Genomic DNA, 12,544 nt, shown 5'->3' on the forward strand with positions numbered 1-12,544 from the left:
CCGCGAACGGTACGCCCAGGCCCATGATTGTACGCGCAACTTTTTTACGTGCTGGCGGCGTGAGTGTGCAGCGGGCCGAAAGGTACCGGCGTGGCGCCCGACACGCGGGATCGCACGCGGGAATTCGATTAAGCTTGCAGCGCCTCCCCTTCTTGTCTGACCAATCCGACGCCCGACCGAACCGATGACCGCTTTCCTGTTGATCTGGAGCCCCAAGAAATGGCCGTGGCCCGAACTGCCCGACGTCGCCGCGCGCGTGAAGGCCGGCGAGGCCGTGCATGACGTGTGGGGCTGCGGCTTCGCGCGCGGCATCCTGCCGGGCGACCGCGTGTTCCTGCATCGCGTCGCGAAGGAGCCCAAGGGCGTGTTCGGCTCCGGCTACGTGACGCGCGCGCCGTACGAGGTGCCCGATCCGTCGACGAAACGCGGCTACCGGCTGTGCATCGACTTCGTGTACGACTGGCTGGTCGACGCGCACCAGGACGTCGTGATCGCGCGCGACGCGCTGCGGGTCCATCCGTACTCGGTGCAGACCTGGGATGCGCAGAGTTCCGGCACGGTGATCAAGCCGATGGTCGAAGGCCCGCTCGAGAAGCGCTGGGCCGAGCTGACCGGCAAGCGCAAGCCGCCCCCGTTGCCCGATCGATAACGGGGCCGAATCACCCCCTCTTCCTTCCCCGGCCCGCGCGATCCCGCGCGCGCCGATACGCCGCAGACCGCGCCGCGGGCTCGCCGCGCGCGTCTCCGGTACAATCGGACGATCGTTCCGCCCAGGCGCCGCGGCCCGTGCACAGGCCCCCGCGCCCTTCTCTCGCAGGTTTCGTCCATGTCCAACAATCAGATCCTCTTCGAACGCGCCCGGAAGACCATTCCCGGCGGCGTCAACTCGCCGGTGCGCGCATTCCGTTCGGTCGGCGGCACGCCGCGCTTCGTCGCACGCGCGCAAGGCCCGTATTTCTGGGATGCCGACGGCAAGCAGTACATCGACTACATCGGCTCGTGGGGCCCGATGATCGTCGGTCACGTCCATCCGGAAGTGCTGTCGGCCGTGCAGAACGTGCTCGCCGACGGCTTCTCGTTCGGCGCGCCGACCGAAGCCGAGATCGAGATCGCCGAGGAAATCTGCAAGCTCGTGCCGTCGATCGAGCAGGTGCGGATGGTGTCGAGCGGGACCGAGGCCACGATGAGCGCGCTGCGTCTCGCGCGCGGCTTCACGGGCCGCAGCCGCATCGTCAAGTTCGAGGGCTGCTACCACGGCCACGCGGACAGCCTGCTCGTGAAGGCCGGCTCGGGCCTGCTGACGTTCGGCAACCCGACGTCGGCCGGCGTGCCCGCCGACATCGCGAAGCACACGACCGTCCTCGAATACAACAACGTCGCCGCGCTCGAAGAAGCGTTCGGCGCGTTCGGCGACGAGATCGCCGCCGTGATCGTCGAACCGGTCGCCGGCAACATGAACCTCGTGCGCGGCACGCCCGAATTCCTGAACGCGCTGCGTGCGCTGTGCACGAAGCACGGCGCCGTGCTGATCTTCGACGAAGTGATGTGCGGGTTCCGCGTCGCGCTCGGCGGCGCACAGGCCCACTACGGAATCACGGCCGACCTCACCTGCCTCGGCAAGGTGATCGGCGGCGGGATGCCGGCTGCCGCGTTCGGCGGCCGCCGCGACATCATGGCTCACCTCGCGCCGCTCGGCGGCGTCTACCAGGCCGGCACGCTGTCGGGCAACCCGATCGCGGTCGCCGCGGGCCTGAAGACGCTGCAACTGATCCAGGCGCCCGGCTTCTACGACGCGCTCACCGCGCAGACCAAGCGCCTCGCCGACGGCCTCGCGGCCGAAGCGCGTGCGGCCGGCGTGCCGTTCGCGGCCGACTCGATCGGCGCGATGTTCGGCCTCTACTTCGCCGAACGCGTGCCGACCAGTTTCGCCGAAGTGACGAAGAGCGACACCGAGCGATTCAACCGCTTCTTCCACCTGATGCTCGACGAAGGCGTGTACTTCGCGCCGTCGGCGTATGAAGCCGGCTTCGTGTCGAGCACGCACGACGACGCGGTGATCGACGCGACGCTCGCGGCCGCGCGCCGCGCATTCGCGGCACTCGCTGCCTGACCCGGGGCCGCGCGCATGTTCTCGGACATCGATTTCGCCCACATGCAGCGCGCGCTCGCGCTCGCCGCGCGCGGCATGTATACGACGGCGCCGAACCCGCGTGTCGGCTGCGTGATCGTCAAGGACGGCGACGTGATCGGCGAAGGCTTCACGCAGCCGGCCGGCCAGGATCACGCGGAAGTGCAGGCGCTGAAAGATGCACGCGCCCGCGGCTACGACGTCGCGGGCTCGACCGTCTACGTGACGCTCGAGCCGTGCAGCCACTTCGGCCGCACGCCGCCGTGCGCGAACGCGCTGATTGAAGCGCGCGTCGCGAAGGTCGTCGCCGCGATGGAAGACCCGAACCCGCAGGTGTCGGGGCGCGGCCTCGGCATGCTGCGCGACGCGGGCATCGACGTGCGCTGCGGGCTGCTCGCGCATGAAGCGGGCGAACTGAACATCGGCTTCGTGTCGCGCATGACGCGCGGCCGCCCGTGGGTGCGGATGAAGACCGCCGCGTCGCTCGACGGCCGCACCGCGCTGCCGTCCGGCGAAAGCCAGTGGATCACCGGCGAGGCCGCTCGCCTCGACGGGCACGCATGGCGTGCGCGCGCCTGCGCGATCCTCACCGGCATCGGCACCGTGCGTGAAGACAACCCGCTGCTGACCGTGCGCGGCATCGACACGCCGCGCCAGCCGCAGCGCATCCTGGTGGACAGCCGCCTCGACCTGCCGCTCGACGCGCGGCTGCTCGAAGGCGCGCCGCTGCTGATCTTCTGCGGCCGGCTCGACGCCGCCGGCGAAGTGCGCGCGAACGTGCTGAAGTCCCGTGGCGCGGAAATCGTGCCGATCGCGAATGCGCAAGGCAAGGTCGACCTGCCCGCGATGCTGGCGGCGCTCGGCGCGCGCGGCGTCAACGAGCTGCACGTCGAGGCCGGCCACAAGCTGAACGGCTCGCTGCTGCGCGAGCAGTGCGTCGACGAATTGCTCGTCTACCTCGCGCCGAGCCTGCTGGGCGCCGATGCGGCCGGCATGTTCGACCTCGCCGCGCCGGCGAACCTCGACGCGCGTACGCGGCTGTCGTTCCACGGGTTCGAGCGGGTCGGCGACGACCTGCGGATCCTCGCGCGCTTCGCGCCGCCCGACGCCGCGCACTGAACGGGATCGATCACGGTCGACGGCGTAAGCCTGACCGTCAACACGATCGACGATCGCGCGGGCGGCTGCGCGTTCTCGATCAACCTGATCCCCCATCCCATTTCGCGCCGCGCGTCGCCGGTCGAAGCCCCGACGCGTGCGCTCGTCGCGCGCCCACCTGCCCCGACAGCTGGCCGAATGGCCAACGACGCGCACGGGTCATGCCGCCGCGCTAAGATGCGACGACGGCGGTTCCGGCGCCGCAACGCACGGCGCGGCCGCTATTGGTCACCCTCTTCCTCAAGGAGTCGTCCCCATGTCCATTTCGATGTATCAGGCCTCGGTGCCTGTCCTGATTCGTGGCCTGACCAATCTTCAGCACATTCTCGGCAAGGCGCAGGCGCATGCGGCCGAAAAGCAGATCGACCCGTCGGTGTTCGTCGGAGCCCGCCTGTACCCGGACATGCTGCCGCTCGTCCGCCAGGTCTACATCGCGACCGACACGGCCAAAGGCTGCGCCGCGCGCCTCGCCGATGTCGAAATCCCGAGCTACCCGGACGTCGAGCAGACCTTCGACGAACTGCACGCCCGCATCCAGAAGACGATCGACTACCTGAAAAGCTTCGACGCCGCGCAGATCGACGGCAGCGAGGCGCGCCAGATCGTGCTGAAGATGCGCGTCGGCCCGATCGAGTTCACCGGCCAGTCGTACCTGCTGAACTTCGTGCTGCCCAACTTCTTCTTCCACGTGACGACCGCATACGACATCCTGCGCCACAGCGGCGTCGAGCTCGGCAAGCTCGACTACCTGGGCGGGCGCGACCAGCACGCGTGACGCGCGGCCGGGCAGGCCCGCCACCGTCCGCACGCGCGTGCAGCCAATGCGCGGCCGCCCCGCCAGGCCTGCCGCGCAGGCCGGCCGCAGCGCTTTCCGGAGCGCTCGCCGGGCGCGCGCGGTCCCCGCCAGCCGAAACGTCGTCCGGCTGGCGTAAAATACGCACTTTCCTCTTTCACGCCCCCTTATGACGCTCGCCTCCACGCTCGACATCATCGCCGAGCTGAAAGCCGGCCGGATGGTGATCCTGGTCGACGAAGAAGACCGCGAAAACGAGGGCGACCTCGTGATCGCCGCCGAATTCGTCACGCCGGAAGCGATCAACTTCATGGCCAAGTACGGCCGCGGCCTGGTTTGTCTGACGTTGACGCAGGAACGCTGCAAGCAGCTGCACCTGCCGCTGATGACCTACCGCAACGGCACGCAGTACGGCACCGCGTTCACGGTCAGCATCGAAGCGGCCGAAGGCGTGACGACCGGCATCTCGGCCGCCGACCGTGCGCACACGATCGCCACGGCGGTCGCGCATGACGTGCGCCCCGAGCACATCGTGCAGCCGGGCCACGTGTTCCCGATCATGGCGCAGCCGGGCGGCGTGCTCGTGCGCGCGGGCCACACCGAGGCCGGTTGCGACTTCACCGCGCTGGCGGGCCTCACGCCGGCCGCGGTGATCTGCGAGATCATCAAGGACGACGGCACGATGGCGCGCCTGCCCGACCTGATCGAGTTCGCGCAGGAACACAACCTGAAGATCGGCACGATCGCCGACCTGATCCAGTACCGCAGCCGCACCGAATCGATCATCGAGCGGATCGCCGAGCGCACGATGCAGACCGCGCACGGCACGTTCCGCGCGGTGCTGTACCGCGACCAGCCGAGCGGCTCGCCGCACATCGCGCTGGTGCGCGGCACGCCGTCGCCGGACGTCGATACGCCGGTGCGCGTGCACGAGCCGCTGTCGGTGCTCGACCTGCTCGAGACAGGCGTGTCGACGCACTCGTGGACGCTCGACGCCGCAATGCGCGAGATCGCGGAGCGCGACCTCGGCGTGATCGTGCTGCTCAACTGCGGCGACACGAAGGAACACCTGATCGACGTCTTCAAGGCGTTCGACGAGGAAGAAAAGGCCGCTGTGCTCAAGCGCCGGCCGGTTGATTTCAAGACGTTCGGCATCGGCGCGCAGATCCTGCGCGATGTCGGGGTCAGCAAGATGCAGGTGCTGTCGAATCCGCGCAAGCTGGGCAGCATGTCCGGCTACGGCCTGGAAGTCACGGGCTTCATTCCGATGCCCGGCGGCGAAGCCAAGTCCTGCCCGGCGTCCAACGCGTAACCCGCCACGGCGCTTTCGCCCTATAACCGTTCATCCACACCACGGACAAGATCATGGAAATCGGACAATACCAACCGAATCTCGAAGGCGACGGCCTGCGTATCGGCATCGTGCAATCGCGCTTCAACGAGCCCGTGTGCAACGGCCTCGCCGACGCGTGCGTCGAGGAACTGGAACGCCTCGGCGTCACTGGTGAAGACGTGCTGCTCGTGTCGGTGCCCGGCGCGCTGGAAATCCCGCTCGCGCTGCAGAAGCTCGCGGAAAGCGGCCAGTTCGACGCGCTGATCGCGCTCGGCGCGGTGATCCGCGGCGAGACCTACCACTTCGAACTCGTGTCGAACGAGAGCGGCGCGGGCATCACCCGCATCGGCCTCGACTTCAACCTGCCGATCGCGAACGCGGTCCTGACCACCGAAAACGACGAGCAGGCCGTCGCGCGCATGACCGAAAAGGGTCGTGACGCCGCACGCGTCGCCGTCGAGATGGCCAACCTGACGATGGCCCTCGACCAGCTCGGCGATGACGACGAGGACGAAGAAGAGGAAGACGACGAAGAGGAGCGCGCATGAAGAAGAGCGCCCGCCGACAATCGCGCGAGCTGGCGACGCAGGGGCTGTACCAGTGGCTGCTGTCGAACGCGTCCTCCGGTGAGATCGACGCGCAACTGCGCGGCGCGCTCGGTTACGACAAGGCCGACAAGGAGCTGCTCGACGCGATCCTGCACGGCGTGATCCGCGAGCACGCCACGCTCGTCGAAGCGCTGACGCCGTCGCTCGATCGCCCGATCGACCAGTTGTCGCCGGTCGAACGCGCCGTGCTGCTGATCGCCACGTTCGAGCTCACGCACCACGTCGAAACGCCGTACCGCGTGATCATCAACGAAGCTGTCGAACTCGCGAAGACGTTCGGCGGCTCCGACGGCTACAAGTACGTGAACGGCGTGCTCGACAAGCTCGCCGCGAAGCTGCGCCCCGCCGAAACGCAGGCGCGCCGCAACGGCTGAACCCGTTGGTCCGGAACGGGCGCGCATGCGCCCGTTTTTTCTTTTGCCCCGCGTCCCTCGCCCTGCCCGCCCGATGAATACCGCCACCGATTCGCTCGTCAGACTCGCCGCACGCGTCGACGCGATCCAGCCCTTCTACGTGATGGAACTGATGAAGGAGGCACAGCGTCTGGAGTCCTCCGGGCGCGACGTTATCCACATGGGCATCGGCGAGCCGGATTTCACTGCGCCGGAGCCGGTCGTCGAAGCGGCCGCGGCCGCGCTGCGCCGTGGCGTCACCCAATATACGAGCGCGCTCGGCATCGCACCGCTGCGCGAGGCGATCGCCGCGCACTACGCACGCGCGTACGGCCTCACGATCAGTCCGGAACGGATCGTCGTGACGGCCGGCGCGTCGGCCGCGCTGCTGCTCGCGTGCCTCGCGCTCGTCGGGCGTGACGACGAGGTGCTGATGCCCGACCCGTCGTATCCGTGCAACCGGCACTTCGTCGCCGCGGCCGAAGGCCGCGCGGTGCTCGTGCCGAGCGGCCCGGATGCGCGCTTCCAGCTCACCGAGAACGACGTCCGCGCACGCTGGGGCGACCGCACGCGCGGCGTGCTGCTCGCGTCGCCGTCGAACCCGACCGGCACGTCGCTCGAACCCGACGAACTGAAACGGATCGTCGAAGCCGTGCGCGCACGCGGCGGCTTCACGATCGTCGACGAGATCTACCAGGGGCTCAGCTACGACGCGGCCCCCGTGTCGGCGCTGTCGTTCGGCGACGACGTCGTCACCGTGAACAGCTTTTCCAAGTATTTCAGCATGACGGGCTGGCGGCTCGGCTGGCTGGTGGTGCCGCCCGCGCTGGTCGGCACGTTCGAGAAGCTGGCGCAGAACCTGTTCATCTGCCCGTCCGCGCTCGCGCAACACGCGGCGCTCGCGTGCTTCGAGCCGGCCGCGCTCGACATCTACGAAGCCCGCCGGCTCGAATTCAAGCGCCGCCGCGATTTCATCGCACCGGCGCTCGAACGGCTCGGCTTCACGGTGCCCGTGATGCCGGACGGCGCGTTCTACGTGTATGCGCACTGCGGCGGCGTCGCCCACCCGGCGGCCGGCGACAGCGCCGCGCTCACGACGGCGATGCTGCACGACGCGGGCGTCGTGCTGGTGCCCGGCATGGACTTCGGTGTCCATGCACCGCGTGACTATATCCGCCTGTCCTATGCGACGGCCTACTCGCGGCTCGAGGAAGCGGTCGACCGGCTCGCGACGCTGTTCGGGCAGCGCTGACACGCGGCCGGCGCGGCGGCCATTCCGCACCCCGCAAAAGCAAAAAGGCACCCGACGCGGGTGCCTTTTTCATGTCTTGCCGGCTGAAGCCGTGCGTGAGTTACGCGCCAAGCTCCGAACGATCGCCGTGCGGCTGCTTCGCGGTATCGACGCTCGCGTCGTCCTGCGACGTGGATTCCTTCGATGCCGTCGACTTCGCCGACGTTTCGAGCGTCGCATGCACGCGCTTCGCGCCGCCTGCGGCTGCCGTCACGGCGGCGGCCGTGACGATCGGCTTCGCCGGCGCCTGCGGCGCATTGACCGGCACGCTACGACCCCGCGCGACGTCACGCAGGCGACCGCGCTCGGCCATCACCTTCGAACCGTAGCCGTTGTCGTCGGGGTTCGTCGAGCCGTTGTACAGGCGCAGGCCATTCGCAAGCGAGCCGCCGCGCGCGATGCAGTCCTTCAGCACGAGCGCGCCGACCTGGAGGTTCGCGAGCGGCTGCAGTGCGGTATCGGTGCCGCCGAAATACTCGAACTTGTCGGAATGAACCTTCGACATGACCTGCATCAGGCCCTTCGCACCGACGCCGCTCTCGGCGTACGGATTGAAGCCCGATTCGATCGCCATCACCGACAGCAGCAGCAGCGGATCGAGGCCGACGTCACGGCCGGTCTGGAACGCAGCCTTGACGAGCTGGCCGAGCGGCTCCTGCGCAACGCGGTAACGGCGCGACAGGTAGGTCGCGACGAGCGCCTGTTCGCGATTCGATGCGAGCGCACGGTCGTCACGCGCATCGGCCGCCACGCGCTGGGTCGGGATCAGCTTCGCCAGCGCGACGGGCGACGGGCCGTTGCGGGCCGGATCGGACGCATCGCCCTGCGCGGCGGCGGCTTCCGGTGCGACGTCGAGGCCGACCGCAAGTGCGTCCGTTTCGGGGCTGTTCTCTTCCTGCTGCGGCTGCGCGCCGGCGGGCGCGAAGTTCGGCAGCGGATGGCCGGTCAGCAGACGGGCCGGGCCGGCTTGCACGGCGGCGGATACGACCGGCATCAGCTTCGCGGCGAGCGTGCCGCGGACGGTTGGCAGCAGCCACAGTGCAAGCGCAACTGCGACGGCGAGACAGCCGACAACGCTGAATAGGTGGTGACTGACACGCGTCCCGCGACGCAGCATGCTGCGCACGAATTGCGCATGCTGCTCACTAGGACGCCACGATAACCAAGCGTTCATTCAGATCATCTCCCATGAACATGACTCGTGCGGCTCGCTCAGCTCGATGGCGAGACAGGTAACGCGCCGCGGAATCACGACGCCGCACGCTTTGGTTGGGGCGTGCAGACATCGGGGAAACGGTATAAGTACCGTTCGAGGCCACGGTGTAAGAGGGCCGGCACCTTCGCACATTGGGCGAGGCGGGCATACGCGGTGGCACCCACGCAAAAAACCAGCGTCTGGTGGCGCTGGCCGGGACTACGACTAAGGCCGTCGGATACGCCGTGCAGGATTCGGCGGACGGTGACGCGCTGCGTCAAAGATCGGTGATTGGCGGCTCGAAGCCTTTTACCCTGCAGCCAATGTGAGCGGATTCTAGCAGGGTTTTATAGATCGTCAACACTATAAAACATTGAAATCATAACAAAAAGTAATTTACCGGCACTCTTCAGAACGCAATCCCCGTGCCGTAGGGGGTTTGCGCGCGATCGACTTTTTTCTCCGCCGGGCGGGCATGCGGCCGCGCGGGTAAAATCGTCGGTCGAATCGGGGTCGCAGCCGGCCGCTGCGCCCACCCATCGCTGCCCGCTTGGCGGGTGGCCCGGACCCTCTTCATGAAATACAAAGACTTACGCGATTTCATTCAGCGCCTCGAGGCGCTCGGCGAACTGCGGCGCGTCACGCAGCCCGTGTCGCCCGTGCTCGAAATGACCGAGCTGTGCGACCGCGTGCTGCGCGCCGGCGGCCCTGCGCTGCTGTTCAACGCACCGACCGGCTACGACTTCCCCGTGCTCGGCAACCTGTTCGGCACGCCGCGCCGCGTCGCGCTCGGGATGGGCGTCGATGCGGGCGACGACGCCGCGCTCGATTCGCTGCGCGATCTCGGGCGCCTGCTGTCCGCATTGAAGGAACCCGATCCGCCGAAGAGCCTGAAGGACGCCGGCAAGCTGCTGTCGCTCGCGAAGGCCGTGTGGGACATGGCGCCGAAATCGGTGTCGTCGCCGCCGTGCCAGGAGATCGTCTGGGAAGGCGCCGACGTCGACCTGAACCGGCTGCCGATCCAGACCTGCTGGCCCGGCGACGCGGGGCCGCTCGTCACGTGGGGCCTGACGGTCACGCGCGGGCCGAACAAGTCGCGGCAGAACCTCGGGATCTACCGTCAGCAGCTGATCGGGCGCAACAAGCTGATCATGCGCTGGCTCGCGCATCGCGGCGGCGCGCTCGACTTCCGCGAATTCGCGCTGCAGAACCCCGGCAAGCCGTACCCGGTCGCGGTCGTGCTCGGCGCCGATCCGGCCACGACGCTCGGCGCCGTGACGCCTGTGCCCGATTCGCTGTCCGAATACCAGTTCGCCGGCCTGCTGCGCGGCAGCCGCACGGAGCTCGCGAAGTGCCTGACGCCCGGCGTCGACACGCTGCAGGTGCCCGCACGCGCGGAGATCGTGCTCGAAGGCTTCATTTATCCACAGGAAGGTACCCCTGCCCCGGCTCCGGCCGGCGCACCGCCGCGCCCGGCCGGCAATGCGTCCGCCAAGTACGAGCACGCGCTCGAAGGCCCGTACGGCGACCACACCGGCTATTACAACGAGCAGGAGTGGTTCCCGGTGTTCACCGTCGAGCGCATCACGATGCGCCGCGACGCGATCTACCACTCGACCTACACGGGCAAGCCGCCTGACGAGCCGGCCGTGCTCGGCGTCGCGCTCAACGAGGTGTTCGTGCCGCTGCTGCAGAAGCAGTTCACCGAGATCACCGACTTCTACCTGCCGCCCGAAGGCTGCAGCTACCGGATGGCCATCGTCCAGATGAAGAAGAGCTACGCGGGCCACGCGAAGCGCGTGATGTTCGGCGTGTGGAGCTTCCTGCGGCAGTTCATGTATACGAAGTTCATCGTGGTCGTCGACGAGGACGTGAACATCCGCGACTGGAAGGAAGTGATCTGGGCGATCACGACGCGCGTCGACCCCGTGCGCGACACCGTGATGGTCGACAGCACGCCGATCGACTATCTCGATTTCGCGTCGCCGGTGGCCGGCCTCGGGTCGAAGATGGGCCTCGACGCGACCAACAAGTGGCCCGGCGAGACCAGCCGCGAATGGGGTCGCCCGATCGAGATGGATGCGGCCGTGAAGGCGCGCGTCGACCGGCTCTGGCAGGAGATCGGTCTCTGACGCCCTGCGGCCGGCGCCTGCCGGCCCGTGGACTGTCGCCGCTACAAGAACAACGCAGATGACCTTTCCGCCCGCCTCCATGCTGTCCGACGGCTTCTTTCTGTCGCTGTCGCTGTGCCTCGACATCGGCCTCGTCAATGTCGCGATGCTGTCGCTGACGCTGTCGCACGGCTTCCGGCCGGGCTTCTGGCTCGGCATCGGCTCGTGCGTCGGCGATCTCGTCTATGCAGCGCTCGCGCTGGCGGGGATGGCCGTGCTGCTGCAGTTCGAGCCGGTGCGCTGGATCGTGTGGATCGGCGGCGGCGCCGTGCTGCTGTTCCTCACGTGGAAGATGGCGCGTGAAGCGCTCACGCCGACCAAGGCGGCCGGCGACGATGCCGCGGACACGCCGCCGCCGCGCGCCAGCGCACGGCGCAGTTTCCTGCGCGGGATGCTGCTCGCGATGTCGTCGCCGAGCGCGATCCTGTGGTTCGCGGCGGTCGGCGGCGCGCTGATCGCGAAGGCCGGCGCGACCACGCCGGCCACCGCATCGGTATTCCTGTCGGGCTTTTTCCTCGGCGGCCTCGCGTGGACACTCTTCATGTGCACGCTCGCAAGCCAGGGCCGCAAGCGCGCGGGCGCCGGGCTGATGCGCGCGTGTCACATCGCGTCGGCGCTGCTGTTCGCGTATTTCTCGTACAGCGTGATCGTCGGCGGCTACCGCGACCTGATCGTGCACGCGGTGTAATCGGAGTCGGCCTACCGACGTCTGGCGGCGGCTCCCAAGAAAAAACGGCGCAGCGCCCCTCGCGGGACGTTGCGCCGTTTTGCCACGCGCGGCCAGGCCGCGCGGCACGAATCAGCGACGCCAGCCGTGATGGCCCCAGCCGCCACCATAGTAGCCATGGTGCCAGTACGGTCGGCCATAGTAGCCGCCGACGACCACGGCGGGCGGCGGCGCATAGTAGGCCGGCGCCGGAGCGTAATAGACGGGCGGAGGCGGCGGCGCGTAGTACACGGGCGGCGGCGGTGCATAGACGGGATACGCGGGCGCGACCGGGATACCGATGCCGACCCCGATCGACACGTGAGCCTGCGCAACGCTTGCGGCACCCAGGCCCAGCGCGGCGGCGGCGATGAACGGAATGAGCTTTTTCACTTCGATTCTCCTGCTGGAGCGGTAATTTATGCGCCCCTGTCGGCAACGGCGGGCGTGCACGTCGCATGGAAGCAATGTAGCGAAAACCCGCCCCGCGCGTGTCGTGCATTTGTTGCAAATTGCAATTGCACGCGGGCGAGGCCGCCGTGCGGCATGGCTCGCGGCGCCTGCGGCGACCCTTGCCGGTCGCGCGATTCCGTCCGACGAGTCGGGTCGCAACATCATCGCCGGTCAGTCTTACCGGATACGGCGCGCGCAGCGGGCACGCAACCGTAATGAACGATTACAAATTTGAGACAAGATGCCGACATTTCAAGCCGGATACAGGGACGATATATTTCGGGGTCAGGTTCCGCGATCTTGAATCGACGGTGTG

12 protein-coding genes and 1 pseudogene are annotated in these 12,544 nt (G+C 68.1%); 11 read left to right on the forward strand and 2 right to left on the reverse strand.

All coding sequences use genetic code 11. From position 1 onward, the window contains the following. The first annotated feature begins 184 nt into the window (after positions 1 to 184). The 9 genes and pseudogenes from LGM89_RS18405 to LGM89_RS18445 all read left to right on the forward strand — a co-directional run bounded on the left by LGM89_RS18405 (position 185) and on the right by LGM89_RS18445 (position 7,664). Positions 185 to 649 carry a hypothetical protein gene (locus tag LGM89_RS18405; RefSeq protein WP_011351244.1) on the forward strand — a complete coding sequence of 155 codons (465 nt, stop codon included), beginning with the start codon at positions 185 to 187 and terminating at the stop codon, positions 647 to 649. Positions 650 to 826: 177 nt separating this feature from the next. Then, positions 827 to 2,110 carry a glutamate-1-semialdehyde 2,1-aminomutase gene (hemL, locus tag LGM89_RS18410; RefSeq protein WP_226273583.1) on the forward strand — a complete coding sequence of 428 codons (1,284 nt, stop codon included), beginning with the start codon at positions 827 to 829 and terminating at the stop codon, positions 2,108 to 2,110. A gap of 15 nt (positions 2,111 to 2,125) precedes the next feature. Beyond that, a complete protein-coding gene (gene ribD, locus LGM89_RS18415; protein WP_089494266.1) occupies positions 2,126 to 3,247 on the forward strand; it encodes a bifunctional diaminohydroxyphosphoribosylaminopyrimidine deaminase/5-amino-6-(5-phosphoribosylamino)uracil reductase RibD in 1,122 nt (373 codons plus the stop codon). A gap of 3 nt (positions 3,248 to 3,250) precedes the next feature. Further along, positions 3,251 to 3,349: pseudogene (locus LGM89_RS18420) on the forward strand (riboflavin synthase); the annotation flags it as partial. 193 nt (positions 3,350 to 3,542) lie between these two features. Beyond that, a complete protein-coding gene (locus LGM89_RS18425) occupies positions 3,543 to 4,061 on the forward strand; it encodes a DUF1993 family protein (protein WP_069247362.1) in 519 nt (172 codons plus the stop codon). Positions 4,062 to 4,248: 187 nt separating this feature from the next. Continuing rightward, positions 4,249 to 5,391 (forward strand): bifunctional 3,4-dihydroxy-2-butanone-4-phosphate synthase/GTP cyclohydrolase II, encoded by a 1,143-nt coding sequence (gene ribBA, locus LGM89_RS18430; RefSeq protein WP_089439431.1) that lies wholly within the window; start codon positions 4,249 to 4,251, stop codon positions 5,389 to 5,391. Positions 5,392 to 5,444: 53 nt separating this feature from the next. Then, positions 5,445 to 5,960 carry a 6,7-dimethyl-8-ribityllumazine synthase gene (gene ribH / locus LGM89_RS18435; protein ID WP_039371042.1) on the forward strand — a complete coding sequence of 172 codons (516 nt, stop codon included), beginning with the start codon at positions 5,445 to 5,447 and terminating at the stop codon, positions 5,958 to 5,960. After that, positions 5,957 to 6,394, forward strand: coding sequence for a transcription antitermination factor NusB (gene nusB, locus LGM89_RS18440; RefSeq protein WP_021157083.1), 438 nt, complete (start codon positions 5,957 to 5,959; stop codon positions 6,392 to 6,394). The genes ribH and nusB overlap by 4 nt, the downstream gene beginning before the upstream one ends. A gap of 73 nt (positions 6,395 to 6,467) precedes the next feature. Beyond that, a complete protein-coding gene (locus LGM89_RS18445; RefSeq protein WP_226204559.1) occupies positions 6,468 to 7,664 on the forward strand; it encodes a pyridoxal phosphate-dependent aminotransferase in 1,197 nt (398 codons plus the stop codon). Positions 7,665 to 7,764: 100 nt separating this feature from the next. On the opposite strand, the gene LGM89_RS18450 is transcribed toward LGM89_RS18445, so the two are convergent. Continuing rightward, positions 7,765 to 8,877, reverse strand: coding sequence for a transglycosylase SLT domain-containing protein (locus LGM89_RS18450; protein WP_089494264.1), 1,113 nt, complete (start codon positions 8,875 to 8,877; stop codon positions 7,765 to 7,767). 596 nt (positions 8,878 to 9,473) lie between these two features. On the opposite strand from LGM89_RS18450, the gene LGM89_RS18455 reads away from it, so the two are divergent. Next, complete coding sequence (locus LGM89_RS18455) at positions 9,474 to 11,030, forward strand: UbiD family decarboxylase (RefSeq protein WP_089494263.1); 1,557 nt, start codon at positions 9,474 to 9,476, stop codon at positions 11,028 to 11,030. A gap of 58 nt (positions 11,031 to 11,088) precedes the next feature. Beyond that, entirely contained in the window at positions 11,089 to 11,757 is a 669-nt protein-coding gene (locus tag LGM89_RS18460; RefSeq protein WP_089494262.1) for a LysE family translocator, read from the forward strand. Positions 11,758 to 11,868: 111 nt separating this feature from the next. Here the strand turns inward: LGM89_RS18460 and LGM89_RS18465 are convergent, their stop codons facing one another. Further along, on the reverse strand, positions 11,869 to 12,168 hold the full coding sequence (locus tag LGM89_RS18465) for a hypothetical protein (RefSeq protein WP_089494261.1): 300 nt from the start codon (positions 12,166 to 12,168) through the stop codon (positions 11,869 to 11,871). Positions 12,169 to 12,544: the final 376 nt, after the last annotated feature.

The sequence above is a fragment of the Burkholderia sp. AU31624 genome (assembly GCF_020420065.1).
Lineage (GTDB): Bacteria > Pseudomonadota > Gammaproteobacteria > Burkholderiales > Burkholderiaceae > Burkholderia.